This window comes from Pseudomonas cremoris (genome assembly GCF_014230465.1).
Map to the genome: position 1 here is coordinate 437,811 of NZ_JAAXCY010000001.1, position 26,474 is coordinate 464,284.

Genomic DNA, 26,474 nt, shown 5'->3' on the forward strand with positions numbered 1-26,474 from the left:
GACTCCCTTAAAGACTATTGATCAGCGTACTGAAGGTTTCTTGCGCAGCCTTGATGATCTGCGACGACGCGGTGTAGTACTGCTGAAACTTGATCATGTCGCCCGCCTCTTCGTCCAGGTTGACCTGGGACGTGGAGTTGCGCGCGTTTTTATTGGCCGTCAACAGCGCATTGGTCGCCGTGGTGTCAGTGGTGGCTGCAGCAGCCTTGGCGCCGACAGTGGACACCAACTTGCTGTTGGCCCCCACCAGGCTGGTGCCGCCAGTGCCATCCGCCGCTACACCTACCGTCGCCTTGGTCTGCAGGTTCAACAGTTGTTGGGCGTTACGGTTGTCGGAGATGCCGGTGGCATTGAACGAGAACGTGGTGCTGTCACCATCCGTCGGCGAACCCGCCACCGTGGTGTCAAAACTGAAGCTCTTGGCCGGATTCAGCAATTCACCGTCCGCACCGCGCATCGGTACGTTGATAGTGATCTTGTTGGCCTGCCCCGGAATGATCGTACCGGTACCGATCGGATCACCCTTGGCGTTGTTAAGGGTGTAAGTCTGGGTGCCATCAGCTGCTGGCTTGCCGAACACCATCTTCACCGGCATCGAGTATTCGATCCCCGTGCGCAGCTGTGCGGTGTCGGCGCCACCGGCGATATCCAGAGGCACAGTCAGGGTCGGCGGCGTGAAAGTGCCGGTACCCTGGTTGGTCTTGCTCGCTTCACCGGACAGCGGCCCGGCAAACGCGATCTTGCTCGGGTCAGTGAGGACGACACCGATATCCTTGGCGCCACTGGCCGTCGGGCTAACCTTGAACGTATCGCCGGACTGCATCGCACCGGAATTGAGGGTCAGGGTGAAACCATCGATCACCGGAGCCGGCTGGGTAGGATCCAGCGTGTAGTTGCCCATGGCCTTGCCATCGGAACGCACCACGGAATACTTGTCGGCAGCAGTAAACGTAACTTTGTAGTCGTAGTTGGTCAGCTGGCTGCTGTTTTTGATCGTCACATTCAGGGCGCCATCACCCTGGTTACCTTGCGCAGCTTGACTGCGAAGGGCGACGGCCGCAGCGCTGTTGATGTCCTTGAACATCGACGAGCCGAACTCACCATTCAGGTCCAGACCCTGGCCCAACTGACTGTTGATCGTGTCAGCGGTGGCGATGGCGATGCGACCCAGGTCATTGATCGCCGGATTCAACACGTCGCTGCGATAGCGCAGCAGGCCACCGATGCTGCCGCCACTGATCACGTTACCCAAGTCGACCTTGGTATTGCCAGGCATGTTGAGCTGGATCGTGTATTGCGTCGGGTCGCTGCCACTTGGCACTGCAGAGATCGCGTTGGACTGGTCACCCAACACCAGCGACTGGCCAGTGCCCGTACTGACACTGAACACACCGTTCTTTTCAGATGCGGTCACGCCGATCAATTCATTCAAAGAGCGCACGGCCTCAGCACGCGCATCCAGCAGGTTGGCCGGTGCGGTGTTCGTCGAGCCCTGCACTTGGGTGATCTGCTTGTTCAGCGAGGCAATCGAAGAGGTGAGCTGGTTGACCTGATCACTCATGGAGGTCAACTGACCATTGATGGTCTCTTTCTGCGAGCTCAACTGAGTGGAGATCGCATTGAAGCGGTTCGTCAGCGTCTGGGCATTGGTCAGCAAGATCTGGCGCGCAGAAGCATCGCTCGGGTTGGCCGAAGCGCTCTGCACCGCAGCAAAAAATGAGCTGAGCACTGCCGACATGCCGGTGGTCTTATCCGACAACGTCTTATCCACCGCACTCACCTGATCCAGATACGCCGCCGCATCGCTATTGAGCGCAGTGCTGTTCTGGTAGGCCGTGTCGAGAAATTCGTTGTACACCCGGCGCACGTCAGCCAGGGTAGTACCGGTGCCGATAAACACGCCGCCGTAAGGGTTCGAGGCATTCGCGTTCTGAGTAGTCTGCTGGCGCGAATAGCCCGCGGTATTGGCGTTGGCAATGTTGTTACTCAAGACCGACAACGAGCCTTGAGCGGCATTGAGCCCTGACATCCCGATACTGAGCAAACTCATGGTTCAGACCTTATAAATGTGTGGTTGCGCCAGCGGCAGCGTAGTTCTGGTAACTGTTCATCGTTTTTGCGATCTGCGAAATCTTGCTGGCGTAGTCCGGGTCGGTGGCGTAACCGGCTTTTTGCAACTCGCGTACAAACTGTTCCGGGTTGTCGGCCGACTTCACGACTTCTTTATAGCGATCATTGCTTTGCAGCAACGTCACGAGGTCATGGAAGCTGTCCTGATAGGAGTTGTAGGAACGGAACTGCGCCGTTTCCTTGACCATCGCCCCATCACGAAACTCGCTGGTGATTGCACGCGCCTGACCGCCCTGCCAACTCTGGCCGGCCTTGATGCCGAACAGGTTATGGCTGCTGCTGCCGTCTTCGGCGCGCATCACCGATTTACCCCAGCCGGTTTCCAACGCGGCCTGGGCCACGAGGTATTTGGGATCGACACCGATTCGCGCGGCGGCCGCCTTGGCCATCGGCAACATGGTAGCGACAAATTCATCCTGCGAATTGAAGGCCTTCTTCGCCGGCGCCAAGGGTGGCTGGGCCACGGCGCGGCCATAGACCTGCATGCGCCCGCTTGGCACGGCAAAGGTACGCGCGCCGCTGTTGATCACGTTGTCATCGGCCGCGCTGTTACGCAGCGGCGCAGCCCTGGCGACGGTGGTTGCATCGGTGCTTGGCACGATGCCGGCCAACAGGCGGTCGGTGAGCTTGCTCGGCAACGCGATACGGCGCTGGTTCATCAGCTCCATGTCATTGCTGTGCGACGCAGCGGCGCCAGCCTGTGGTTCAGCCACGCGATAAGCCCACAACGGGCGTTGACCATTGGAACGACCCAGCGGACCTTCGGCCTGGGTACCGGCGGCAATCTCCGTTGGCACTGCCACTTTCTTCGTCGGCTCAGCCGCAGCCGGGCCCTGCAAGGTGGCCGCCTGGGCGTCCACCGGTTTGTTCTTCTGCATCTGGCGCATCAGCACGTCGGCCAGGCCAATACCACCGCCTTCGCGGGACATCGAGACCGCCAGTTGCTGGTCGTACATTTCCTGGTACTGCTTGGCCGCCGGCGTGTTCAGCGGGTTGTCCTTGCCCAAGGCCTCGGTAGCCGAACGCATCGACTTGAGCATCTCGCTCAAGAACAGCGATTCGAACTCCTGCGCGACCTTGCGCATGTTGCCTTCGCTGTTCTTGTCGTCGCCGACCTTGAGCTGGTTAAGCCGGTTCAAGTCGGAGTAAGACCCCGAGTCCGCCGTGCTGCTGATCCCGCTCTTGCGCATGTCCATGGCCATGGCGTCAGATCACAATCAGGTCGGCTTGCAAGGCGCCGGCCTGTTTCAGGGCTTCGAGAATCGCCATCAAGTCACCTGGCGCTGCGCCCACCTGGTTCACCGCGCGGACAATCTCATCCAGGGTGGTGCCGGGGCCGAACTTGAACATCGGCTTGGCTTCTTGCTGGGCGTTGACTTTCGAACGCGGTACCACCGCCGTCTGGCCGTTGGAGAAGGCGCCAGGCTGGCTGACAATCGGGTCTTCGGTAATGGTCACGGTCAGGCTGCCGTGGGTGACCGCCGCTGGCGACACCTTGACGTTCTGGCCGATCACGATGGTACCGGTACGCGAATTGATGATGACTTTGGCAACCGCCTGGCCCGGGTCGACTTCGAGGTTTTCCAGGATCGACAGGTAGTCCACGCGCTGGCTTGGGTCCAGCGGAGCGGTCACTCGGATCGAACCGCCATCAATGGCCTGGGCCACGCCAGGGCCGAGCATGTCGTTGATCTTGTCGACCACGCGCTTGGCGGTAGTGAAGTCGGAACGGTTGAGGTTCAGGGTCAGGCTGTTGCCCTGGTTGAAACCGCTCGGCACGGTGCGTTCCACCGTGGCACCACCAGGAATACGCCCGGCCGATGGCACGTTCACGGTGATCTTCGAACCGTCGCGGCCTTCGGCGTCAAAGCCGCCGACTACCAGGTTGCCCTGGGCGATGGCGTAGACATTGCCGTCGATACCTTTAAGAGGCGTCATCAAAAGAGTGCCGCCGCGCAGGCTTTTCGAGTTACCAATGGACGACACGGTGATATCCACCACCTGGCCGGGCTTGGAAAACGCCGGCAAATCGGCACTGATAGACACCGCCGCAACGTTTTTAAGCTGCACGTTGCCCGAACCCGCCGGCACCTTGATGCCGAACTGCGAGAGCATGTTGTTGAAGGTCTGCAAGGTGAACGGGGTCTGGGTGGTCTGGTCACCCGTTCCGTTCAGGCCTACCACCAGGCCGTAGCCGATCAACTGGTTGGAGCGCACGCCCGAGATGCTGGCGATGTCTTTCAGGCGCTCGGCCTGGGCGACTGCGCTCAGGGACAGCAACAGTGCCGCCGCCATCAGCTGTTTGAGTTTCAAAGTGGCCACCTAGAAAGGGAACAGCGGGCTAAGGAAGAAACGGTCGAACCAGCCCGGCTGACTCGCATCAGCAAACGAACCTGTACCCGAGTAGGTGATGCGCGCATCGGCAATTCGCGTCGACGGCACGGTGTTGTCCGTGGCGATGTCATCGGCGCGAACCATGCCGGCGATGCGCACCAGCTCGTCGCCGGTGTTGAGGGTCATCCACTTCTCACCGCGTACGGCAATGATGCCGTTGGGCAATACATCGGCCACGGTCACGGTGATCGAACCGGTCAGGGTATTACCCTGCGCCGCCGCACTCTTGCCGTTGGTGGCGCGGTCGCCGCTGTAGCCCACGTCCAGGCTCAGGTCGCCGCTGCCCAGCGGGTTATTGGTGTTGGGCACACCGCCAAACAACGAGGTCAGGCCAATTCCGGTCTTGCTGGTCTTGCCGATCTGCGAGTTGGCGTTCTTGCTGGCTTGGGTCTTCTCGTTCAGGGTGATGGTGATGATGTCACCGACCCGGAACGCCTTGCGGTCGCTGTACAGGTTCTGTTCAAAACCGGCCTGGTAGATCGAGCCATTGTTGGCCGCCGCCGGCAACGGTGTGCGTGGCAACACCGGCGCGTAGTACGGGTCGTTGGGCTTTGGCGTCGGGGCGACACAGCCCGCGAGCACGGCGATCCCACTCAGTGCCAAAACAGAAACGTAGCGATTCATGACCCTTACCTCACGGTGTTGCAGGCGCCGTCAATGGCGCCCCATAGACTTGATTACAGATTCTGCGTGACGAACGAGAGCATCTGGTCGGCGGTGGAAATCACCTTGGAGTTCATTTCGTAGGCGCGCTGGGTGGTGATCATGTTGACCATCTCCTCCACGGTGCTCACGTTGGACGTTTCCAGGGTGCTTTGCAGCGTGGTGCCGAAGCCGTTCAGGCCCGGGGTACCGATTTGCGGCGCGCCGCTGGAAGCGGTTTCCAGGAACAGGTTGTTGCCCATGGCCTGCAGGCCGGCCGGGTTGATGAAGTCGGCGGTTTGCAGGTTGCCGATCACTTGCGAGGCTGGGTTGCCGGCCACGGTGATCGACACGGTGCCGTCGTTGCCGACGGTGAAAGTCTTGGCATCCGCTGGAACGACCACGGCAGGTTCCAGGGAGAAACCGTTGGCGGTGACGATCTGGCCGTTGGAGTCCAGGTGGAAAGTACCGTCACGGGTGTAGGAGGTAGTGCCATCCGGTTGCAGGATCTGGAAGAACCCACGGCCATTGATGGCCATGTCCAGCGGCTGGCCGGTTTGCTGCAGGTTGCCGGCGCTGAAATTCTTTTGGGTGCCGACGATCTGCACACCGGTACCCAGTTGCAGGCCCGACGGCAGTTCGCTGTCCTGGGTCGACTGGGCGCCTGGCTGCTTCTTGATCTGATAGAGCAAGTCCTGGAACTCGGCGCGGTCACGTTTGAAACCCGTGGTCGACACGTTGGCCAAGTTGTTGGAAATGGTGGTCAGGTTGGTGTCCTGGGCGGACAGACCTGTTTTGGCAACCCATAGAGCCGGAAGCATGCTGTTCTCCTCTGTGCGCCTGTTTGTTGGCGCGACATCACAAATTAGTTAGTGGGCTGCAATCAGCTCATCTGCATGACGCGCGTCATGGCCTGGTCGTCTTCCTTCGCGCTGTTCATCATCTTGATGTGCAGTTCGAACTGTTTGGAAAGCGCCAGCACCGCCGTCATTTCTTCCACGGCATTGACGTTGCTTGCCTGCAGGAAACCCGAGGTCAGCGTGACGTTTGCATCGGCCTGGGCCGGCTGGCCATCCTTGGTGTGGATGGTGCCATCCAGGCCTTTATTCATATTCTTGAGGTCGGGCTGGACCAGCTTGATGCGGTCCACTTCCGCCATCACCCGAGGGCCTTCGCCCATGGCGCGGATGCTGATGGTGCCGTCAGAGCCCACTTCGATTTTCTGCTGCGGCGGCACGGCAATCGGGCCACCGTTGCCCATGATCGGCATGCCGTTGCCGGCGCGCAGCACGCCCAACGCATCGACGTTCATGCTGGCGCTGCGCACGTAGGCTTCGCTGCCGTCCGGAGTTTGCACGGCCATCCAGCCGTTGCCGTTGACGGCCACGTCCAGGTCGCGGCCGGTCTCGATCATCGCGCCAGGGGTGAAGTCGGTGGCAGGACGTTCGGTCATGGCAAACGCCCGCGCCGGAAAGCTGTCGCCGAACACCGGCATCGAACGCGCCTGTTCCAGGTCGCGTTGAAAACCGTTGGTGGAAATGTTCGCCAGGTTGTTGGCATGGGCCTTCTGCGCCAGAGCATTCTGGCTGGCGCCGGTCATTGCCACATAAAGGTACTTGTCCACGCTCTTTCCTCTTTCTGACGGACGCTTGCCGCCCACCGCTGTACTGAGGAGGCTTAAGCAATTTGCGAACCAACTTTTTAAAATGAGGGAAAGACCAGGCGGGGCAAGGGTTTGCGGCTGGGTGGCAAGAAATGGACGGTGACTAAGAGTCGAAAAAACGGCGGACTTATGCCGCTTACGGCAACGACACAATCAAATGGGAGCGGGCTTGCTCGCGAATGCGGTGTGCCATCCAGCACATAAGGTGACTGATCCACCGCATTCGCGAGCAAGCCCGCACCCACATTTTGACCCAGTTGTGTCAGGTAGTTACTTGTCGGCCTTGAGAATGTCGTAGTCCCGCAACTTATTGGCAATGGTGGTGTGGGAAACACCGAGCCGCTTGCCCAACTGGCGACTGCTCGGGTGCTCCGTATACAGGCTCTCCAACACCGCCTTCTCGAACCGGCCCACTATCTGTTCCAAACCTCCCTCCAGCGAAAATTCGCCAAGCGGCTGACGCACGCCATAATCCGGCAAACGAATATGCTCGGCCTTGACCGTACCGCCCTCGCACAACGACACGGCCTGGAACAACACGTTTTCCAACTGACGCACGTTGCCCGGCCAATGGTAGTGACTGAGACGGTCCATCGCAGCCGGTGCCAATTTCGGCAGCGGGCAGCCAATCTGGCGACTGGCCTGGTCCAGGAAGTGGTCGACCAACGGCGCCAGGCCGTCGAGGCATTCGCGCAGCGGTGGGATGTGCAGCGACAGCACGTTGAGGCGGTGATACAGGTCCTGGCGGAATTCACCCCGGGCACACAGCTCGGACAAATCCACCTGGGTTGCGCAAATCACCCGCACATCTAGGTACACCTCTTCGTCACTGCCTACCCGTCGAAAGCAGCCGTCCTGCAAAAAGCGCAGCAGCTTCACCTGCAAGCGCGCACTCATTTCCCCCACGCCATCGAGAAACAACGTACCGCCCGCCGTCAATTCCAGCAGCCCCAACTTGCCTTCGGCCCGCGCCCCTTCAAATGCGCCAGGGCCGTAGCCGAACAGTTCTGTCTCGGCCATCGATTCCGGCAGGCCGGCGCAGTTAAGCGCCATCAAGGGCGATTGCCCACGCGGGCTGGCCAAGTGGCAGGCGCGTGCGAGCAGTTCCTTGCCGGTACCGGTTTCGCCTTCTATTAATAGAGGCGCGTCCAGCGGCGCCATGCGCCGGGCCTCTCGGACCACGGCAGCCATGACCCTGGAGCTTTGGAAGATGCTGTCAAAGCCACGCAGTTCCTGCTTGCGCACATTGTAGATACGCTCACCCACGCGGTCTGCGCGGTGCAGGGTCAGCACGGCACCGGCCATCGCTTCGCTGTCATCGTGCTCGGAAGATTGCAGCGGCGCGATGTCCGCCAGGAATACGTCGCCCTTAACCTTGACCCGCAGGCCGTTGATCCGCGATTTGCTCGCGCGTACCAGTTCCGGCAGGTCGAAATCTTCGGCGTAGCGCGACAACGGAATGCCTGGCACCTCGTCTACCCGCACGCCGAGCAACTGCGCCGCCGCACGGTTGGCAGCGACGATCGAGCCGCCCATGTCGATAGACAGCACCGGAAATTCCAGAGCACCGAGCAGTGCGTTGAGCTCCATATGCCGACGCTCACTGGGCATCAGCCCTACGCGCTTGACACCAAATACCCCGGCAATTGCTTCGAATTGCGGACGTAGCGCCTGGAACTGCATGTTCACCAGGTTCGGGCAGAACAGGTAAATGGCGTTGCCATGCTCACCCCCGACCTCACCCTTGGCGACGTTGACGCCGTATTCCACCAACAGGTTGAGGATGTCCCGCAGGATGCCGATGCGGTTCTGGCAGTGCACTTTGATACGCATGAAGAGGCCCGAAAAGTGGGTAGGCGCCGCGTCTTTTTGTCGCTGGGCGCGAATAGTCGTCAAGATTATGTGACAGACCATGACCTTTTCCCAGCCCAACACAGCGACTGGCCGCACATCCGTAACGAATATTTTACGATATTCAGTACATTTTCCTACAACCCACCGCCGAAGCCCGATGGAATCTCGCGCCCGTCGGGTTATCAATACGTTCATCGCAGGACATAACAAGAACGAATGCCTAGCAGGAGAGCCGTATGAAGCAGACGCACTACGTGGCCCGCGAGCCCGATGCGCATGGGTTTATCGATTACCCACCGGAAGAACACGCGGTGTGGAACACCCTGATCACGCGCCAACTGAAAGTGATCGAAGGTCGCGCCTGCCAGGAATACCTGGACGGCATCGACAAGCTTGGCCTGCCCCATGATCGCATTCCACAACTGGGCGAGATCAACAAGGTGCTGGCCGAAACCACCGGCTGGCAAGTCGCGCGCGTACCGGCGCTGATCCCCTTCCAGACCTTCTTTGAATTGCTCGCCAACAAGCAGTTTCCAGTGGCGACCTTCATTCGTACCCGTGAAGAACTGGACTACCTGCAAGAGCCGGACATCTTCCACGAGATTTTCGGCCACTGCCCGCTGCTCACCAACCCCTGGTTCGCCGAATTTACCCACACCTACGGCAAGCTCGGCCTGGCGGCCACCAAGGAGCAACGGGTGTACCTGGCGCGCCTGTACTGGATGACCATCGAGTTCGGCCTGGTGGACACGCCCGAGGGCCGGCGTATCTACGGTGGTGGGATTTTGTCGTCGCCCAAGGAGACGGTGTACAGCCTGTCGTCCGAACCCGAGCACCAGGTTTTCGACCCGCTGGAAGCGATGCGCACGCCGTACCGCATCGACATCCTGCAACCGCTGTACTTCGTGCTGCCAGACCTCAAGCGTCTGTTCGAAGTGGCCCAGGAAGACATCATGGGTATGGTTGAGCGCGGCATGCAGTTGGGTCTGCACGCGCCGAAGTTCCCACCGAAACCCAAGGCCGCATGAACCTCCGTTTTTAAGGCCAGGTGAGTCTGTTCCCTGGCCCCGCGTTGCTTTAGGGTGACGCCACTGACGACCGTTTTTAACACTCGAATTCAGGACACCCCCACATGACCACCTTGAACCAAGCCCACTGCGAAGCCTGCCGCGCCGATGCCCCGCAAGTCAGCGATGAAGAGTTGCCGGTACTGATCAAGCAGATCCCCGACTGGAACATCGAAGTACGCGACGGCGTCATGCAGCTGGAAAAGGTCTTCCTGTTCAAGAACTTCAAGTTCGCACTGGCCTTTACCAATGCCATGGGTGACATCTCCGAAGCCGAAGGCCATCACCCGGGCCTGCTGACCGAATGGGGCAAAGTTACCGTGACCTGGTGGAGCCACTCCATCAAGGGCCTGCACCGCAACGACTTCATCATGGCCGCGCGCACCGACGAAGTGGCCAAGGACGCCGAGGGCCGCAAGTAATGCATTTTGATGCGATTACCCGCGTGCCCGGCGACCCGATCCTCGGGCTGATGGACCTGTATGCCCAGGACAGCAACCCGAACAAATTCGACTTGGGCGTGGGCGTGTATAAAGACGACCAGGGCCTGACGCCGATTCCCCGCTCGGTGAAGCTGGCCGAACAGCGCCTGGTGGACACGCAAACCACCAAGACCTACATCGGCGGCCACGGCAACGCAGCCTTTGGCGCACTGATCAGCGCGCTGGTGCTGGGCGCCGACTCCGCGCTGATCGGCGAACGTCGTGCCGGTGCCACCCAGACCCCAGGTGGCACCGGCGCCCTGCGCCTGAGCGCCGATTTTATCGCCCACAGCTTGCCGGGCCGTGGCGTATGGCTGAGCAACCCGACCTGGCCGATTCACGAAAGCATCTTCGCCAAGGCTGGGCTCAAGGTCAGCCACTACCCGTACGTGGGCGCCGACAATCGCCTGGACGTGGCGGCGATGCTGGCGACGCTCGCCACCGTCCCGCATGGCGACGTGGTGCTGCTGCACGCGTGCTGCCACAACCCGACCGGTTTCGACCTGTCCCAGGATGATTGGCGCCAGGTGCTGAAAATCGTGCGCGAACGCCAATTGCTGCCGCTGATCGACTTCGCCTACCAAGGCTTTGGCGATGGTCTGGAGCAGGATGCGTGGGCGGTGCGGTTGTTTGCCAGCGAGTTACCGGAAGTGCTGGTGACCAGCTCCTGTTCGAAGAACTTTGGCCTGTACAGCGACCGCGTCGGCGCGCTGATCGTGTGCGCGGCGGATGCCGAGAAGTTGACGGACGTACGCAGCCAACTCGCCAATATCGCCCGCAACCTGTGGTCGACGCCGCCGGATCACGGCGCGGCAGTGGTCGCGACCATCTTGGGCGATGCCGAGCTGAAAGCGCTGTGGAGTGGCGAAGTCGAAGCCATGCGCTCACGGATTGCGCACTTGCGCTCCGGGCTGGTGGAGGCGTTGGCGCCACACGGCTTGTCGGAGCGGTTTGCACACATCGGGGCGCAGCGCGGGATGTTTTCCTATACCGGCCTGAGTGCCGACCAGGTGAAGCAACTGCGCGAGAAGCACAGTGTGTACATGGTGAATTCGGGGCGGGCCAACGTGGCGGGGATTGATGCGACGCGGTTGGCGCTGCTGGCTGAAGCGATTGCCGACGTCTCCCACTGAAGAAACCCAATCAAATTGTGGGAGCGGGCTTGCTCGCGAATGCGGTGTGTCATCCAACACATCCGGTGACTGATCTACCGTATTCGCGAGCAAGCCCGCTCCCACATTTGGACCGAGTCCGGCGCTAGCTAGCGACCATTTCGGCTTTCATCTGAGCTTCCTTGGCCTGCGCATCCGCCAATCGATACAACTCGATACTGCCATCCCAGTGCTCGATCAACGCCGTGCACGACTCCACCCAATCGCCGCAATTGAGGTAGTCCACCTCGCCCACCTTGCGAATCTCCGCATGGTGGATATGCCCGCACACCACGCCATGCAATTCGCGCTTGGTCACTTCGTGGGCGATGGCTTCTTCGAAATCGCTGATGAAGTTCACCGCGGTCTTCACCTTGTGTTTCAGGTAAGCCGACAACGACCAGTAGCCATAGCCATACCGTGCACGCCAGTGGTTCAACCAACGGTTCAGCGTGAGGGTGAACTCGTAGGCCGAGTCGCCGAGAAAAGCCAACCAGCGGTGGTAGCGGGTGATCACATCGAATTGATCGCCATGAATCACCAGCAAGTGGCGACCATCGGCAGTCACATGCACCGCCTCATCCACCAATTGGATATTGCCCAGAATCAGCTTGGAGTAACGGCGCAGGAATTCATCATGGTTACCGGTGACGTAGATCACCTCGGTGCCGCGCTTGGCCATGGTCAACAGGCGGCGGATCACGTTGGTGTGGGCTTGGGGCCAGTACATGCCGCCGCGCAGCTTCCAACCGTCGATGATGTCGCCTACCAGGTAGACCTTGTCGGCCTGGTAGCCCTTGAGGAACTGCGACAAATGCTCGGCCTGGCAATCCCGGGTGCCCAAGTGCACGTCGGAAATCCACAGGGTACGAACGCGCTGCTTGCGGCTGGGTTTGGTGAACTCGGCACTGGTCATGGGCATCCCTCGACGCTGTTTTCGCGAGCTTGCGCCTTGGCGATTAATAGTCCATGACAGCTGTGCGTCAGTCTGATGACAGCGCCGACCGGCCGCGAAGCGTTGTAGACTGGCGCCTTGCTGCCCCGGAGACCGCGATGAACGCCGCCCTCACACTGCGCCACTACCTCGAAGCGCCTATTGCCCACAGCCATGACCATGCGCAGCTGGTGTTCGGCCTGTCCGGGCATCTGGATCTGGAAGTCGATGGCCTGGGCAGCCAGGTGCGCGAAAGCAGCGTGATGGTGCTGCCTTTCTCTGCCCATCACGCGTGCGGCAGTCGCGATGGCAGCCGCTGCCTGGTGCTGGATGTGCCCTCCGAACACTGGGTGCTGCACTCACTGGGCGACCATGCCGACGCCAGTCGACGCCTGCTCGATCAACCGGCGCGCCTGGCGCTGGACGCGCGGCAAAACCAGCTGGTGCAATGGCTCGCACACAGCCCGGTGGATGACCCGTTGATCGTGCAGCAAGGTGCGGTGCTGCTGCTGGCCAGCCTGAATCATTCTCTCACCCAACCGGTCCCTGGCCGCCGCCTGCCCTACGCCGCTTTTAATGCACATATCGAACGGCACCTCGCGCACCCGCTGCAGGTGGCGGACCTGGCGCGTATTGCTGACTTGTCGGTGGCGCGCTTGCATGCACGGTTTATGGCCGAGTGCGGACAGACACCGATGGACTACATCCGTAGCCGTCGTCTGCAGACGGCCCTCGACCTGCTGCAAAAAACACCGTTGCCCATCGGTGAAATCGCAGACCGCGTCGGCTACGCCTCGCAAAGTGCCTTTGCGGCCGCCATGCTGCGGGAGTTTGGTGGTACCCCCGGTGCTTTACGACGCAGCGTGTAGGAAGAGTCTTGCGATAGAAATCGCGAGCCAGACGACAGACACCTACGTCAGCAAGCCACTAGACTGCCCTTCGTCACCCGCTTGCTTCAAGGATCGCAATGACCCCCCGCTCAGCCCTCGGCGCCCTGCATATCGGCGCACTGATGTTTGGCCTCACTGGCGTGTTCGGCAAACTGGCGGCGGCCTCCCCCGCCATCATCGTGTTTGGCCGCGCCGCGTTTGCGGTGGTGGCCCTGGCAGTGTTTGCACGTTTTGCCAGCAACGCGCCCTGGAAACGACTGGCGCTGCGCGACTGGCGCCGATTGCTGATCAGCGGTGTGCTGCTGGCGGCGCACTGGGTAACCTTCTTCATCGCTGTCAAAGTGGCTGGCGTGGCCGTTGCCACTTTGGGTTTTACTGCATTTCCAGCGTTTACCGTAATCCTTGAAGGGTTGATCTTTCGCGAGCGCATTCGTGCCAACGAAGTACTGTTGGTGGCGCTGGTCAGCGTCGGCCTGGTGCTGGTCACCCCGGACTTCAACCTCTCCAGCGCAGCCACCGGCGGCCTGTTGTGGGGCATCCTGTCGGGGCTGTTGTTCTCGCTGTTGTCACTGAACAACCGGGCCAGCTCCGGGCGGATCCCTGCGGTGCAGGCCGCGCTGTGGCAAAACGTGGTGGTCGCACTCTGCCTGCTACCCGTAGCGGCGCCGGGCCTGGCGGATGTTCGCGCAATGGACTGGTTGTGGATCGGCCTGTTGGGCGTGTTCTGCACCGGCCTGGCCCACAGCCTGTTTGTCGCCAGCCTGGCGGTGATCAAGGCGCGCACCGCCTCAGTGGTGTTTGCCATGGAACCGGTGTACGGCATCACGGTAGCCTGGCTGCTGTTCGCCGAAACCCCGACCCTGCGCATGCTGCTGGGCGGCGCGTTAATCATCGTCGCCATCGTGCTGTCCGGGCTGATGGGCAGTGCCAGCCAGGCCAAACAGCCCGCCGCCGAGGCCTGATCTATACTCTGGCGATCCGCAACAGTTTGTCGTCGTTCAACGGATAAGGACTTCTCGACGACAGCCATGAAGTTTGAAGTTGCTGCAAGCGAGTGGTCACTCCATTAACGCTATGCAGGGGTTTCATCATGGAAACACTCATCCAATTGCTGGTGCAGATCATCAGCGGAGCCGTCGGCGGCAATCTGGCCGGCATGACCAAGCAGAGCCTGGGCACGGGCCTCAATACGTTGCTTGGCGGTATCGGCGGCCTGGTCCTGGGCCAGGTCCTCGCGCAATTCACCGGCACATCCGGTGGGGAAGCGCTGGATGTCGCGGCGGTCGGCAGCAACATCGTCGGCGGCGGCGTGGGCGGCCTGGTGCTGACCTGGGTCGTCGGGTTCATCAAGCAAAAACTAGCCACAAAGTAGCCGTCGGGTCACCGTCCTTCCAAGGCGGTGACCTTCACTGCGTACGGTCGTTGTGCCCCAGGTCGCGCTGAGGGTCGATCTGGTCACGCACGCGCTGCTTCAACACCTTGGCCTCCGGGAAACCGCCGTCGGCCTTGCGCTCCCATATCTGCACACCGTCGCAGGTAATACGAAACGCACCGCCCGTGGCCGGCTCCAGCGAGACTTTGCCCAGGTCTTCGCAGAACGTGCTCAATAACTCCTGGGCCAGCCAGGCCGCGCGCAGCAGCCACTGGCATTGGGTGCAATAGGTGATGATGATCTCGGGTTTGCTCACGGACATAATTTGAGAGGTTCCTGGCGTAACGGGCTCGGAGGATCGAATGGCTATAATACCGGCCTTTATCGCCCAGCCTTGAGATTCATGATGCGCCGCCTGCTGTCCTGCCTGCTGTTGTGCCTGCTCCCCCTCCTCGCCCAAGCTGTTGAAGCCCCACGCCCGAAAATCGGCCTGGTGTTGTCCGGCGGCGCCGCTCGTGGCCTGGCCCATATCGGTGTGCTCAAGGCCCTGGAAGAGCAAGGCATCCAGATCGATGCAATTGCCGGCACCAGCATGGGCGCGGTGATCGGTGGGCTGTACGCGTCGGGCTACAAGATCGATGAGCTGGAAAAACTCGCGCTGAACATCGACTGGCAGCAGGCGCTGTCCGATGCGCCACCACGGGAAGACGTACCGTTTCGGCGTAAACAGGATGACCGGGATTTCCTGGTCAAACAGAAGCTCAGCTTTCGCGACGACGGCAGCCTCGGTTTGCCGTTGGGCGTGATCCAGGGCCAGAACCTGGCGCTGCTGCTGGAGAGCATGTTTGCCCATAGCAGCAACACGCGTAATTTCGACAAGCTCCCGATCCCCTTCCGCGCCGTGGCCACCGATATCACCACGGGCGAAAAAGTAGTGTTCAGCAAGGGCCACTTGCCCCAGGTGATTCGCGCGAGCATGTCGATCCCGGCGGTGTTCGCACCGGTAGAGCTTGACGGGCGCTTGCTGGTGGACGGCGGCATGACCGATAACATCCCACTGGACGTAGCGCGGGAGATGGGCGTGGATATCGCCATCGTGGTGGACATCGGCACCCCGCTGCGATCACGCAAACAACTGGCCACCGTGGTGGACGTGCTTAACCAATCCATCACCCTGATGACCCGGCGTAACTCCGAAGAGCAACTCAAGGCCCTGCGCGCCAAAGACGTACTGATCCAGCCACCGCTGGCCGCCTATGGAGTGACCGACTTCGGCCGCGCCAAGGACATGATCGACGCCGGCTACCGCGCCACCCGCGCCCTCGACCTGCGCCTGGCGCACCTGCGACCGGCCGAGCCCATCGATCCACAACTGGTCGCGGCTCGCACCCCTGGCGAACGCACGCCAGTGATCACCGCGATCAATGTGGAAAACGACTCGAAAGTCAGCGACGACGTGATCCGCTATTACATCCGCCAGCCCCTCGGCGAGCCGCTGAACCTGGGCCGCCTGCAAACCGACATGGGCACCTTGTACGGCCTGGACTACTTCGAGCAGGTGCAATACCGCGTGATCAAGAAAGGCCAGGACAACACCCTGGTGATCAGCGCACGCGGCAAACGCAGCGGCACCGACTACCTGCGCCTGGGCCTGAACCTGTCGGACGACATGCGCGGCGACAGCGCCTTCAACCTCGGCGCCAGTTACCGCATGAACGGCATCAACCGCCTCGGTGCCGAATGGCTGACGCGGGTGCAGATCGGTGATCGGCAAGAGCTGTACAGCGAGTTCTATCAACCCATGGACACCGGCTCGCGTTACTTCGTCGCGCCCTATATCAGCGCCCAGGCGCAGAACGTCGAGTTGATCCTGGACAACGACCCCGTCTCCGAATACCGCCTGGAACGCTACGGATTCGGCCTGAACGTAGGGCGGCAGATCGGCAACAGCGGTGAGATCCGCTTCGGCGTCGGCGAGGCCTGGGGCAAGGCCGATGTGCGTATCGGCGACCGCGACATGCCCAGCGTAAGTTTCAGCGAAGGCTTCTATGAGTTGAAGTACTCCTTTGACTCCCTGGACAACGTGTACTTCCCCCATACCGGTGAAGACATCGGCCTGGCCTACCGCGAATTTGAACCAGGGCTTGGTTCGGACCAGCGCTATCGTCAATGGGAGTTCAAATTGGACAAGGCCATGAGCAACGGCCCGGACACGTTTGTACTGGGCGGCCGCTACGGGCGCACGCTGGACAGGTCCGACGTAGTGATTTCCAGCTTCCTGCTGGGGGGCGCGCGGCAATTGTCGGGCTTTCGCGAGGATGCGATCTCGGGGCAGAACATCAGCCTGATGCGCGCGGTGTACTACCGTCGGCTGACCCCACGCTCGTACCTGCCGTTGGATTTCCCGCTGTACCTGGGCGCGTCACTGGAGCGCGGTCGGGCGTGGAACAATGACAATGAGTTCGACAGTGGGTACATCAACGCGGCCAGTGTGTTCCTGGGGTTCGATACGCCGTTGGGGCCGCTGAATTTCAGCTATGGGTTCAATGATGATAACCAGCAGGCGGTGTACTTGAACTTGGGCCAGACCTTTTAGAGAGCCCAACACAAAACCAAATGTGGGAGCGGGCTTGCTCGCGAATGTGGTGTGTCAGCGACTGAAAAGGTAACTGATATACCGCATTCGCGAGCAAGCCCGCTCCCACATTTTGATCGTCACCGAATCAGGGATCAGGACTTTTCCAGGTTCGCCAGGATGTGCCCGTGCACACGCATGCACACCTTCATATCCTCTTCATCCACCCCCACAAACAGCTCATGACGCAGCGCTGTCGCAATGGTCTCGATCTGGTCGATAAGCGGGCGAGCGGTATCACACAGCAAGATGCGTTTGGCACGACGGTCTTCCACCACGGCCTGGCGTTGCACCAAGCCCTGGCCTTCCAGGCTGTCGAGCAACCGGGCGAGGGTCGGCCCTTCGACCCCAACGCTTTGCGCCAGCTCACGCTGCGTGGGTGCTTCTTCGAAACGTGCCAGGTGCAACAGCACCAGCCAGCGCGCCTGGGACAAGCCCAGCCCCGCCAGGCGGCGGTCTAGCTCGGCGCGCCAACCTCGGGACATTTGCGCCAACTGCATGCCAAAACGGTGTTGATCGGTTAACGGCATAAAAAACTCATGGTTTAGACTGAAAATAAAGTGTGGCTAATTATTAGTCAGCTAAGCATGAGCCATGCCAGTAGGCAAGAGTTGCTATGTACTGATTCGTTACATTGTCGTAATTGGCGCACTAAATCTCGAATTCCGACTGCAAAGCGGCCCTTACGCAGTACAAAACACCCTCAGGGACACGTCCCGTAAAGAGTGGTGTGATCTCTGCAACAGCTGGCAATTCGCCCTCTCCGTCCAGGAACGCGTCCTGGATCTCGCCGAGCAAATCCTCTGGCAAATCAAGCGCCTGCTCCAACGACAACTGCTGTTTGCCGATGGATTCAGCCAGCAACGTGTAGACGTTCTTTTCCGAGCACTGCAACTGACCGGCGATCTGGATCGGGGTCATGCCGGCGCGTGCCAGGCTGATCAGTTCGTGGCGAATATCGGCGACTTCCTTCGGCGCCTCGGCCTGACCGCCGAGCACTTCGAGGAAGGCCTGGCCGTAACGTTCCAACTTGCGTGCGCCCACGCCGCTGACCCGCGCCATTTCGGACATTGTGGTGGGTTGCTCACGCAGCATCTCCAGCAACGTGGAGTCGGGGAAGATAACGTAAGGCGGCACACTGTGTTCCTGGGCCAGCTTGCGCCGCAGTGTGCGCAGGGCTTCCCACTGTTCGCGCTCTTCGCCACGTACCAGTTGGCTGGCTTGGCTGGTGCTGCTCTTGGCGGTGGTCTGCGGCTTGAGGTCGCGGCGCAGCTCCAGGCTCACTTCGCCCTTGAGCAGCGGTCGGCAACTGTCGTTCAGACGCAGGCCGCCGTAACCTTCGATGTCGATATCCACCAGGCCGCGCGCAACCATCTGCCGGAACAACGAACGCCACTCGCCTTCGGCACGGGCCTTGCCGACACCGTAGACCGACAGTTTTTCGTGACCGAAGCTGCGGACCTTTTCGTTGTCCTTGCCCAGCAGCACATCCACCAGATGGCCGACACCGTAGCGCTGGCCGGTACGGTAAATGGCAGACAAGCCCTGACGCGCCGGCTCGGTAGCGTCCCAGGTTTGCACGCCGTCGATGCAGTTGTCGCAGTGGCCACAAGGCTCGGGCATGTCTTCGTCGAAATACGCCAACAAGGTCTGGCGGCGGCAGCGAGTCTCTTCGCATAGCGAGAGCATGGCGTCGAGCTTGTGTTGCTCCAGGCGCTTGTGACGCTCGTCGCCCTCGGAGTTCTGCAGCATCTGCTTGAGCATCACCACATCCTGCAGACCGTAGACCATCCAGGCATCCGCTGGCAGGCCATCACGGCCGGCACGACCGGTCTCCTGGTAATACGCCTCAAGGGACTTGGGCAAGTCCATGTGGGCGACGAAGCGTACGTTGGATTTATCGATGCCCATGCCGAATGCGATGGTCGCCACCATGATCAGGCCTTCCTCGTTAAGGAAGCGTTTCTGGTGAGCCGAGCGCGTTTCGTTGGGCAAGCCCGCGTGATACGGCAGCGCCGGGTAGCCTTGTTCGCAAAGGAACGCGGCCACTTCATCGACCTTTTTGCGCGACAGGCAATAAACGATACCTGCATCACTGCGACGCTCAGACAGGAATGCGAGCAACTGCTTGCGCGGCTGCTCCTTGGGCACGATGCGGTAGAAAATATTCGGCCGGTCGAAGCTCGACAGGAAGCGCTCGGCGTTCTGCAAATGCAGGCGCTCGACGATTTCCTCGCGGGTACGCTTGTCGGCAGTGGCGGTCAGGGCGATACGCGGCACGTCAGGGAAAAGCTCGGCCAGTTGGCCAAGTTGCAGGTATTCGCGACGGAAATCGTGGCCCCATTGCGATACGCAGTGGGCCTCGTCGATGGCAAACAGGGCGATTTCAAGGCTCTGCAGGAAGGCCAACATGCGCGGCTGCACCAGTCGCTCGGGGGCCAGGTAAAGCATTTTCACTTCACCGCGCTTGATCCGCGCAGCCAAGTCACGCTGCTGCTCGGCACTGAGGGTGGAATTCAGGGACGCTGCGGCAACGCCAAGCTCTTCGAGGGTAGCCACCTGATCGTCCATCAACGCGATCAGCGGCGACACCACCACGGCAAGGCCATTGCGCAGCAACGCCGGCACCTGGAAGCACAGGGACTTGCCACCGCCGGTAGGCATCAGGACCAGGGCGTCGCCGCCACTGGCCACGCGCTCAATGATCGCACCCTGGCGGCCACGAAAACTGTCGTAGCCGAAGATGTCCTTGAGGACGCGTTGAGCCTGCTCGAGCATGTATAACTCCAAAATAGTGCCGAAATTCCTCTGTACAGGCTGGCCGAGAAAACACGGGGTCACGGGAAATAATCCGTAAGCGAAGTTTTCTCGGACTGGCGCTTGGCCTGCAAGGGCATCACAAAACGCGGCAGTATACCCGAGCGACATCCACCAAAGGGCGCCACTGACGAATAGCCAGCGCTATCTAAAACCTGGCAAATATGCAGTGCGGCTGGCCTGGGCGCTCAAGAAAGCCTAGAATTCAGCATCGTTTATTCCCAAGGTAGTCCTTCAATGTCCTTCGCTGAGCAACTAACCCGCCTGCAAGCCTTCCTCGACGCCGATGAGCTGCATGACGAGGCGCTGGACTACGTGGCCGCCCACGGCTACCTGACCGCCCTGTCCATCTGCTCAGAGCCTGTACCTGACCGTGAGTGGATCGACGCCCTGTTCGCCGAAGAACCTCACTACACCGACGCTGCCCAGCGCGAAGAAATCGAATCCACCCTGCTGGCCCTCAAGGCCCACATCGGTCGCCAACTGGCCTCCGACGAGGAGTTCGAGCTGCCGTGCGAACTGGACCTGGGCGAAGAACCGGACGACTCCGACCTGCGCGGCTGGTGCATCGGTTTCATGGAAGGCGTGTTCCTGCGTGAAGCCGCCTGGTTCGAAACCGCCGAGGAAGAAGTCAGCGAAATGCTGCTGCCGATCATGGTCGGTTCGGGCCTGTTCGACGACCAGCCGGAGTTCTCCGACATCGCCGCCGACGCCAACTTGATGGACGACATGATCGTACAGATCCCGGAAGCCCTGACCGCCCTGTACCTGCTGTGCAATGCCCCTGACGAAAAACCGGCGATCCTCAAGCCACGTCACCACTGAGTCGCTTGCCCGTGACACCCATGGGCAATCGCTCGCTGCTCCTGCGTTACGTGCTGCTGGCCATCGGCTGGCTGAGCGTAGCGCTGGGAGTAATCGGCATTTTCCTACCGGTATTGCCGACCACACCCTTCCTGCTCCTCGCCGCCGCCTGCTTCGCTCGAAGCTCTCCACGTTTCTACCATTGGCTGGTGGAACACCCGCGCCTAGGCCCCTGGGTGCGCGACTATCTGGACGGCAATGGCATCCCACTCAAAGGCAAGGTCTACGCCATTGGCTTGATGTGGTTGAGCATCAGCGTTTCCTGCTACCTCGTCCCCCTGCCCTGGGCACGCGGCTTCATGCTGACCAGCGCAGTGCTGGTGTCGATCTACATCCTGCGCCAGAAACCCCTGCCGCCCCGCTGAAAGCCCCTGCGACATTACCCCTCACACGACCTTGGTCGACACTGACTAACCCCAAGCATCATGCGAGACTGTCCAACCGGGCCTGGAATGCCTGGGTGTTCTTATGCTCGGAGTTACCATGACGCTGTCCAGCGGGCTGATCGCCGCCGTTGCCCTGGCCTATATGGCCATTATGTTTGCCATCGCCTTTTACGGTGACCGACGCCATGCGCCGTTGCCGCCGCGCATGCGTGCCTGGGTGTATAGCCTGTCACTGGCTGTCTACTGCACGAGCTGGACATTCTTCGGCGCCGTAGGCCAGGCTGCCGAACAGTTGTGGGCGTTTTTACCGATCTACTTAGGACCGGTGCTGCTACTGGTGTTGGCACCCTGGGTGCTGCAGAAGATGATTCTGATCAGCAAGCAGGAAAACATCACCTCCATTGCCGACTTTATCGCCGCGCGCTACGGCAAATCCCAGTCCCTCGCGGTGGTCGTGGCGCTGATCTGCCTGGTGGGTGTGCTGCCCTATATCGCATTGCAGCTCAAAGGCATCGTGCTCGGGGTGAACCTGCTGATCGGCTCGGGCCCAGACACCACCGGCACCCGTGCCCAGGACACGGCATTGATCGTGTCGCTGGTGCTGGCGTTGTTCACCATTGTGTTCGGCACACGCAACCTCGACGCCACCGAGCACCACCGTGGCATGGTGCTGGCGATTGCGTTTGAATCCCTGGTCAAGCTGTTCGCGTTTCTGGCCGTCGGCGCGTTTGTGACCTACGGCCTGTACGACGGTTTCGGTGACCTGATTAGCCAAGCGATGCTGGCGCCACGGTTGGACGAATACTGGAAAGAAACCGTCAACTGGCCTTCGATGGTGGTACAGACCGGCGTCGCCATGATGGCAATCATCTGCCTGCCGCGACAGTTCCATGTGACGGTGGTGGAGAATATTGACCCGCAGGACCTGCGCCTGGCCAAGTGGGTGTTCCCGGCCTACCTGATCCTCGCCGCGCTGTTCGTGATCCCTATTGCCCTCGGCGGCAAGATGCTGTTGCCCGCGTCCGTGCTACCAGACTCCTACGTGATCAGCCTGCCCATGGCCGAAGCTCATCCGGCCCTGGCCGTGCTGGCGTTTATCGGCGGCGCCTCGGCGGCTACCGGCATGGTGATCGTGGCAAGCATTGCCTTGTCGACCATGGTGTCCAACGACATGTTGCTGCCTTGGCTGCTGCGCCGCTCCAGCGCCGAGCGGCCGTTCGAAGTGTTCCGTCACTGGATGCTGTCGGTGCGCCGAGTCAGCATCGTGATCATCCTGTTGCTGGCCTATGTGAGTTATCGACTGCTCGGCTCCACGGCGAGCCTGGCGACCATCGGCCAGATCGCCTTTGCCGCCGTAACCCAACTGGCACCGGCCATGCTCGGTGCGCTGTACTGGAAGCAAGCCAATCGGCGCGGTGTGTTTGCCGGCCTCGCAGCGGGAACGTTCCTGTGGTTCTACACCTTGGTCCTACCGGTTACCGCGAAAAGCCTGGGATGGTCCCTTAGCCTTTTCCCTGGGCTAACGTGGATGCATTCCCACCCGCTCGGTTTGTCCGTCACCTCATTGACCTTGGGCACCGTGTTTTCGCTAGCAGGCAACTTCACCCTGTTTGTGTGGGTGTCGATGCTGTCTCGCACGCGGGTGTCCGAACACTGGCAGGCGGGGCGCTTCATCGGCCAGGAGATCAGCCAACGTGCCAGCGCCCGCTCGATGTTGTCGGTGCAGATCAGTGACCTGCTCAGCCTGGCGGCGCGTTTTGTGGGTGAAGAGCGCGCACAGCAAAGCTTTATCCGCTTCGCCTACCGCCAGGGCAAAGGTTTCAACCCCAACCAGAACGCCGACAACGACTGGATAGCACACACCGAACGCCTGTTGGCCGGTGTGCTTGGCGCATCGTCGACGCGCGCGGTGGTAAAAGCCGCGATCGAAGGTCGGGAAATGCAGTTGGAGGATGTGGTACGTATCGCCGACGAAGCGTCGGAAGTGCTGCAATTCAACCGAGCCTTGCTGCAAGGCGCGATTGAAAACATCACCCAGGGCATCAGCGTGGTAGACCAATCGCTCAAGTTGGTGGCCTGGAACCGTCGCTATCTGGAACTGTTCAACTACCCCGACGGCTTGATCAGCGTGGGCCGGCCGATTGCCGACATCATTCGCTACAACGCCGAGCGCGGCCTGTGCGGGCCAGGCGAGGCCGAAGTGCATGTGGCGCGACGTCTGCACTGGATGCGCCAGGGGCGCGCGCACACCTCGGAACGCCTATTCCCCAACGGACGAGTGATCGAACTGATCGGCAACCCGATGCCGGGCGGCGGATTTGTCATGAGTTTCACCGACATCACCGCGTTCCGCGAAGCTGAGCAGGCACTCACCGAGGCCAACGAAGGGTTGGAGCAACGGGTGACCGAACGGACCCATGAGCTGTCGCAGCTCAACGTGGCACTGACCGACGCCAAGGGCGTGGCCGAATCCGCCAGCCAGTCGAAAACCCGCTTTCTCGCCGCCGTCAGCCACGACCTGATGCAACCGCTGAACGCCGCGCGACTGTTCTCCGCCGCCCTCTCCCACCAGAACGATGGGCTGTCGAGTGAAGCGCGGCAACTGGTGCAGCACTTGGACAGCTCACTGCGTTCCGCCGAAGACCTGATCAGCGACTTGCTGGACATCTCGCGCCTGGAAAACGGCAAGATCAATCCGCAGCGCCAGCCGTTTGTGCTCAATGAACTGTTCGACACCCTCGGCGCAGAATTCAAGGCGCTGGCCCAGGAGCAAGGGCTGCGCTTCCGGCTGCGTGGCAGTCGTTTGCGCGTCGACAGTGACATCAAGTTGCTACGGCGAATCTTGCAGAATTTTCTGACTAACGCGTTCCGCTATGCCGACGGCCCGGTATTGCTGGGCGTACGCCGGCGCCAAGGCGAACTGTGCCTGGAAGTCTGGGACCGTGGCCCCGGCATTCCGCCGGACAAGCAGAAGGTGATCTTCGAAGAATTCAAGCGCCTGGACAGCCACCAGACGCGCGCCGAAAAAGGTCTGGGCCTGGGGTTGGCGATTGCCGACGGCCTGTGCCGTGTGCTGGGCCATCGCTTGAGCGTGCGCTCATGGCCGGGCAAAGGCAGCGTCTTCAGCGTCAGCGTGCCACTGGCACGTAACCAGGCCAGCCCGCGCGTTCTGGCTCCGCAGGAAAACGGCCTGCCACTTAGCGGCGCGCAGGTGCTGTGCGTGGACAACGAAGAAAGCATCCTGATCGGCATGCGCAGCCTGTTGAGCCGTTGGGGTTGCGAGGTGTGGACCGCCACTGATCAGGCGCAATGCGCGGCGCTGCTGGCCGAGGGTGTACGCCCGCAACTGGCGCTGGTGGATTACCACCTGGACCATGGCGAAACCGGTACCGAGTTGATGGGGTGGCTGCGCGCACAATTGGCGGAGCCGATTCCTGGCGTAGTGATCAGCGCTGACGGCCGACCGGAGATGGTGGCCGAAGTGCATGCGGCGGGGTTGGACTACCTGGCCAAGCCGGTGAAGCCTGCGGCGTTGCGGGCGTTACTGAGTCGGCATTTGCCGCTGTAGGCAAACTACCCTGAAATTCCTGTGGGAGCGGGCTTGTGTGGGAGCGGGCTTGCTCGCGAATGCGGAGTGTCAGTCAAAGATGTTCTAACTGATCCACCGCATTCGCGAGCAAGCCCGCTCCCACATTTTGATCTGTATTTATTCAGGTAAATGCGCTACCCCATCAGCATCCGTCATCGCCCGCTCCAACAAATCCGCAGGCAGGCTTTTACTGGCCCGCGCGCCCAGCAACTTCAATTGCTCAGTCCGACTGACCAAGTTTCCGCGTCCATCTGTCAGCTTGTTACGCGCAGAGCTGTAAGCCTTATCCAACTGCTGCAAGCGATTACCCACTTCATCCAAGTCCTGGATAAACAGCACGAACTTGTCATACAGCCAACCAGCGCGCTCGGCGATTTCCCGGGCGTTCTGGCTCTGGCGTTCCTGCTTCCACAGGCTGTCGATCACCCGCAACGTGGCGAGCAAGGTGGTGGGGCTGACGATCACGATATGGCGGTCGAAGGCTTCTTGGAACAGGTTCGGCTCGGCCTGCAGCGCAGCAGAAAACGCCGCCTCGATCGGGACGAACAACAACACGAAATCCAGGCTGTGCAGGCCTTCCAGGCGCTTGTAATCCTTACCGGCCAAGCCTTTGACGTGATTGCGCAGGGACAGCACGTGCTGCTTCAACGCTGCCTGGCCGATCACTTCATCATCCGCGCCGACGAACTGCTGATACGCGGTGAGGCTAACTTTGGAGTCCACCACCACCTGCTTGTCGCCCGGTAGCATGATCAGCACGTCCGGCTGGAAACGCTCGCCATCCGGGCCTTTGAGACTGACTTGGGTCTGATACTCACGCCCCTTCTCCAGGCCGGCGTGTTCCAGCACACGCTCAAGGATCAACTCGCCCCAGTTGCCTTGGGTTTTCTGCCCCTTGAGGGCGCGGGTCAGGTTGGTGGCTTCGTCTGACAGCCGCAGGTTCAATTGCTGTAGGCGTTCAAGTTCCTTGGCCAGGGAAAAGCGCTCGCGGGCTTCGTTTTGATAACTTTCTTCAACGCGTTTTTCGAAGGACTGGATGCGCTCTTTCAACGGGTCGAGCAATTGGCCCAAGCGCTCCTGACTGGTTTCGGCAAAACGTTGCTCACGCTCGTCGAAAATCTTGCCGGCCAATTCTGCGAACTGCGCACGCAACTCATCGCGCGAGCCTTGCAGGTCCGCCAGGCGCTGCTGATGACTGTCCTGCTGTTCGCGCAGTTCGGCACGCAAGGCCGCTGATAACGCGTCTAGTCGGCGCAGTTCGGTGTCCTTGGCGCTGCGGTCGAGGTTCCAGGCGTGAGCGGCGTCGCGGGCGTTGTCACGATCAATCTGCAGCAGTTCGACTTCACGGCGCACGGCAGCCAAATCGGCTTGCTTGGCGGCATTGGCCTGGCTCAGGTCGCTGATTTCGTCGCGACTGGCATCCAGTTGAGCCGCAAGGCCTTCCTGGGCCAGTTGCGAGGTGGCCAGACGCTCTTCGAGCAGTTCCCAGCCGGTCATGCGGGCGGTCAACTTTCGTTGAATCTGCCAGCACACTGCCAATAACGGCACAGCAGCACCAGCGAGGCCCAGGGCAATACTGGTCCAGTCAAAAAGCATAGCCATTT

General features: G+C 60.8%; 22 protein-coding genes. 10 read left to right on the forward strand and 12 right to left on the reverse strand.

Annotation, left to right across the window (positions count from 1 at the left end; translation table 11 throughout):
• Window positions 1–7: 7 nt before the first annotated feature.
• The 7 genes from flgK to HF257_RS02050 form a co-directional block, all read right to left on the reverse strand.
• Window positions 8–2,050 (reverse strand): flagellar hook-associated protein FlgK, encoded by a 2,043-nt coding sequence (gene flgK / locus HF257_RS02020; protein WP_185703638.1) that lies wholly within the window; start codon window positions 2,048–2,050, stop codon window positions 8–10.
• Between the two features lie 10 nt (window positions 2,051–2,060).
• Entirely contained in the window at window positions 2,061–3,332 is a 1,272-nt protein-coding gene (gene flgJ / locus HF257_RS02025) for a flagellar assembly peptidoglycan hydrolase FlgJ (protein WP_185703636.1), read from the reverse strand.
• A gap of 4 nt (window positions 3,333–3,336) precedes the next feature.
• The gene (locus tag HF257_RS02030; protein WP_135310075.1) at window positions 3,337–4,425 is read right to left on the reverse strand and encodes a flagellar basal body P-ring protein FlgI; all 1,089 of its coding nucleotides are present in this window, start codon (window positions 4,423–4,425) and stop codon (window positions 3,337–3,339) included.
• A 27-nt stretch (window positions 4,426–4,452) separates the two neighbouring features.
• Window positions 4,453–5,148, reverse strand: a complete 696-nt coding sequence (gene flgH, locus HF257_RS02035; protein WP_185703634.1) for a flagellar basal body L-ring protein FlgH — start codon at window positions 5,146–5,148, stop codon at window positions 4,453–4,455.
• A gap of 53 nt (window positions 5,149–5,201) precedes the next feature.
• A complete protein-coding gene (gene flgG, locus HF257_RS02040; RefSeq protein WP_185703632.1) occupies window positions 5,202–5,987 on the reverse strand; it encodes a flagellar basal-body rod protein FlgG in 786 nt (261 codons plus the stop codon).
• 62 nt (window positions 5,988–6,049) lie between these two features.
• Entirely contained in the window at window positions 6,050–6,790 is a 741-nt protein-coding gene (locus tag HF257_RS02045; protein WP_105694848.1) for a flagellar basal body rod protein FlgF, read from the reverse strand.
• Between the two features lie 309 nt (window positions 6,791–7,099).
• On the reverse strand, window positions 7,100–8,662 hold the full coding sequence (locus tag HF257_RS02050; protein WP_185703630.1) for a sigma-54-dependent transcriptional regulator: 1,563 nt from the start codon (window positions 8,660–8,662) through the stop codon (window positions 7,100–7,102).
• A 257-nt stretch (window positions 8,663–8,919) separates the two neighbouring features.
• Between HF257_RS02050 and phhA the strand changes: the two genes are divergently transcribed.
• The 3 genes from phhA to HF257_RS02065 all read left to right on the forward strand — a co-directional run bounded on the left by phhA (window position 8,920) and on the right by HF257_RS02065 (window position 11,365).
• Entirely contained in the window at window positions 8,920–9,711 is a 792-nt protein-coding gene (phhA, locus tag HF257_RS02055; RefSeq protein ID WP_185703628.1) for a phenylalanine 4-monooxygenase, read from the forward strand.
• Between the two features lie 104 nt (window positions 9,712–9,815).
• On the forward strand, window positions 9,816–10,172 hold the full coding sequence (locus HF257_RS02060; protein WP_017735186.1) for a 4a-hydroxytetrahydrobiopterin dehydratase: 357 nt from the start codon (window positions 9,816–9,818) through the stop codon (window positions 10,170–10,172).
• Entirely contained in the window at window positions 10,172–11,365 is a 1,194-nt protein-coding gene (locus HF257_RS02065; RefSeq protein ID WP_185703626.1) for an amino acid aminotransferase, read from the forward strand. Before HF257_RS02060 ends, HF257_RS02065 begins: the two co-directional genes overlap by 1 nt.
• Window positions 11,366–11,489: 124 nt before the next feature.
• On the opposite strand, the gene HF257_RS02070 is transcribed toward HF257_RS02065, so the two are convergent.
• Window positions 11,490–12,299: a UDP-2,3-diacylglucosamine diphosphatase gene (locus HF257_RS02070; protein ID WP_185703624.1), complete on the reverse strand. Its 810-nt coding sequence runs from the start codon at window positions 12,297–12,299 to the stop codon at window positions 11,490–11,492.
• Between the two features lie 137 nt (window positions 12,300–12,436).
• Here HF257_RS02070 and HF257_RS02075 point away from each other — a divergent pair, with 137 nt between their 5' ends.
• The 3 genes from HF257_RS02075 to HF257_RS02085 all read left to right on the forward strand — a co-directional run bounded on the left by HF257_RS02075 (window position 12,437) and on the right by HF257_RS02085 (window position 14,579).
• On the forward strand, window positions 12,437–13,186 hold the full coding sequence (locus tag HF257_RS02075) for a helix-turn-helix transcriptional regulator (protein WP_185703622.1): 750 nt from the start codon (window positions 12,437–12,439) through the stop codon (window positions 13,184–13,186).
• A gap of 98 nt (window positions 13,187–13,284) precedes the next feature.
• Window positions 13,285–14,169 (forward strand): DMT family transporter, encoded by an 885-nt coding sequence (locus HF257_RS02080; protein ID WP_185703620.1) that lies wholly within the window; start codon window positions 13,285–13,287, stop codon window positions 14,167–14,169.
• 128 nt (window positions 14,170–14,297) lie between these two features.
• Window positions 14,298–14,579 carry a hypothetical protein gene (locus tag HF257_RS02085; RefSeq protein ID WP_185703618.1) on the forward strand — a complete coding sequence of 94 codons (282 nt, stop codon included), beginning with the start codon at window positions 14,298–14,300 and terminating at the stop codon, window positions 14,577–14,579.
• 34 nt (window positions 14,580–14,613) lie between these two features.
• On the opposite strand, the gene HF257_RS02090 is transcribed toward HF257_RS02085, so the two are convergent.
• Window positions 14,614–14,901 (reverse strand): SelT/SelW/SelH family protein, encoded by a 288-nt coding sequence (locus HF257_RS02090; RefSeq protein ID WP_185703616.1) that lies wholly within the window; start codon window positions 14,899–14,901, stop codon window positions 14,614–14,616.
• An 84-nt stretch (window positions 14,902–14,985) separates the two neighbouring features.
• Between HF257_RS02090 and HF257_RS02095 the strand changes: the two genes are divergently transcribed.
• Window positions 14,986–17,175, forward strand: a complete 2,190-nt coding sequence (locus HF257_RS02095) for a patatin-like phospholipase family protein (protein ID WP_185704351.1) — start codon at window positions 14,986–14,988, stop codon at window positions 17,173–17,175.
• A gap of 134 nt (window positions 17,176–17,309) precedes the next feature.
• Here the strand turns inward: HF257_RS02095 and HF257_RS02100 are convergent, their stop codons facing one another.
• Together HF257_RS02100 and recQ are read right to left on the reverse strand one after the other, a co-directional pair.
• A complete protein-coding gene (locus HF257_RS02100) occupies window positions 17,310–17,744 on the reverse strand; it encodes a MarR family transcriptional regulator (protein WP_135288670.1) in 435 nt (144 codons plus the stop codon).
• Between the two features lie 121 nt (window positions 17,745–17,865).
• Window positions 17,866–19,992 (reverse strand): DNA helicase RecQ, encoded by a 2,127-nt coding sequence (recQ, locus tag HF257_RS02105; protein WP_185703614.1) that lies wholly within the window; start codon window positions 19,990–19,992, stop codon window positions 17,866–17,868.
• A 276-nt stretch (window positions 19,993–20,268) separates the two neighbouring features.
• On the opposite strand from recQ, the gene HF257_RS02110 reads away from it, so the two are divergent.
• From HF257_RS02110 to HF257_RS02120, 3 genes are all read left to right on the forward strand, one after another.
• Window positions 20,269–20,856 (forward strand): UPF0149 family protein, encoded by a 588-nt coding sequence (locus tag HF257_RS02110; RefSeq protein WP_185703612.1) that lies wholly within the window; start codon window positions 20,269–20,271, stop codon window positions 20,854–20,856.
• A 20-nt stretch (window positions 20,857–20,876) separates the two neighbouring features.
• Window positions 20,877–21,260, forward strand: coding sequence for a YbaN family protein (locus HF257_RS02115; RefSeq protein ID WP_185703610.1), 384 nt, complete (start codon window positions 20,877–20,879; stop codon window positions 21,258–21,260).
• Between the two features lie 118 nt (window positions 21,261–21,378).
• Window positions 21,379–24,849 (forward strand): hybrid sensor histidine kinase/response regulator, encoded by a 3,471-nt coding sequence (locus HF257_RS02120; RefSeq protein ID WP_185703608.1) that lies wholly within the window; start codon window positions 21,379–21,381, stop codon window positions 24,847–24,849.
• Between the two features lie 138 nt (window positions 24,850–24,987).
• Here the strand turns inward: HF257_RS02120 and rmuC are convergent, their stop codons facing one another.
• Window positions 24,988–26,466: a DNA recombination protein RmuC gene (rmuC, locus tag HF257_RS02125; RefSeq protein ID WP_408635589.1), complete on the reverse strand. Its 1,479-nt coding sequence runs from the start codon at window positions 26,464–26,466 to the stop codon at window positions 24,988–24,990.
• Window positions 26,467–26,474 lie beyond the last annotated feature (8 nt).

Excerpts from the sequence above, each read along its gene's own strand:
- flgH (WP_185703634.1), bottom strand. The coding sequence starts at position 5,148 with ATGAATCGCTACGTTTCTGTTTTGGCACTGAGTGGGATCGCCGTGCTC.
- recQ (WP_185703614.1), bottom strand. The coding sequence starts at position 19,992 with ATGCTCGAGCAGGCTCAACGCGTCCTCAAGGACATCTTCGGCTACGAC.
- flgK (WP_185703638.1), bottom strand. The coding sequence starts at position 2,050 with ATGAGTTTGCTCAGTATCGGGATGTCAGGGCTCAATGCCGCTCAAGGC.
- HF257_RS02050 (WP_185703630.1), bottom strand. The coding sequence starts at position 8,662 with ATGCGTATCAAAGTGCACTGCCAGAACCGCATCGGCATCCTGCGGGAC.
- HF257_RS02065 (WP_185703626.1), top strand. The coding sequence starts at position 10,172 with ATGCATTTTGATGCGATTACCCGCGTGCCCGGCGACCCGATCCTCGGG.
- HF257_RS02085 (WP_185703618.1), top strand. The coding sequence starts at position 14,298 with ATGGAAACACTCATCCAATTGCTGGTGCAGATCATCAGCGGAGCCGTC.
- HF257_RS02070 (WP_185703624.1), bottom strand. The coding sequence starts at position 12,299 with ATGACCAGTGCCGAGTTCACCAAACCCAGCCGCAAGCAGCGCGTTCGT.
- HF257_RS02060 (WP_017735186.1), top strand. The coding sequence starts at position 9,816 with ATGACCACCTTGAACCAAGCCCACTGCGAAGCCTGCCGCGCCGATGCC.
- phhA (WP_185703628.1), top strand. The coding sequence starts at position 8,920 with ATGAAGCAGACGCACTACGTGGCCCGCGAGCCCGATGCGCATGGGTTT.
- flgJ (WP_185703636.1), bottom strand. The coding sequence starts at position 3,332 with ATGGCCATGGACATGCGCAAGAGCGGGATCAGCAGCACGGCGGACTCG.
- rmuC (WP_408635589.1), bottom strand. The coding sequence starts at position 26,466 with ATGCTTTTTGACTGGACCAGTATTGCCCTGGGCCTCGCTGGTGCTGCT.
- HF257_RS02095 (WP_185704351.1), top strand. The coding sequence starts at position 14,986 with ATGCGCCGCCTGCTGTCCTGCCTGCTGTTGTGCCTGCTCCCCCTCCTC.
- HF257_RS02030 (WP_135310075.1), bottom strand. The coding sequence starts at position 4,425 with ATGGCGGCGGCACTGTTGCTGTCCCTGAGCGCAGTCGCCCAGGCCGAG.
- flgG (WP_185703632.1), bottom strand. The coding sequence starts at position 5,987 with ATGCTTCCGGCTCTATGGGTTGCCAAAACAGGTCTGTCCGCCCAGGAC.
- HF257_RS02075 (WP_185703622.1), top strand. The coding sequence starts at position 12,437 with ATGAACGCCGCCCTCACACTGCGCCACTACCTCGAAGCGCCTATTGCC.
- HF257_RS02100 (WP_135288670.1), bottom strand. The coding sequence starts at position 17,744 with ATGCCGTTAACCGATCAACACCGTTTTGGCATGCAGTTGGCGCAAATG.
- HF257_RS02120 (WP_185703608.1), top strand. The coding sequence starts at position 21,379 with ATGACGCTGTCCAGCGGGCTGATCGCCGCCGTTGCCCTGGCCTATATG.
- HF257_RS02080 (WP_185703620.1), top strand. The coding sequence starts at position 13,285 with ATGACCCCCCGCTCAGCCCTCGGCGCCCTGCATATCGGCGCACTGATG.
- HF257_RS02115 (WP_185703610.1), top strand. The coding sequence starts at position 20,877 with ATGGGCAATCGCTCGCTGCTCCTGCGTTACGTGCTGCTGGCCATCGGC.
- HF257_RS02090 (WP_185703616.1), bottom strand. The coding sequence starts at position 14,901 with ATGTCCGTGAGCAAACCCGAGATCATCATCACCTATTGCACCCAATGC.
- HF257_RS02110 (WP_185703612.1), top strand. The coding sequence starts at position 20,269 with ATGTCCTTCGCTGAGCAACTAACCCGCCTGCAAGCCTTCCTCGACGCC.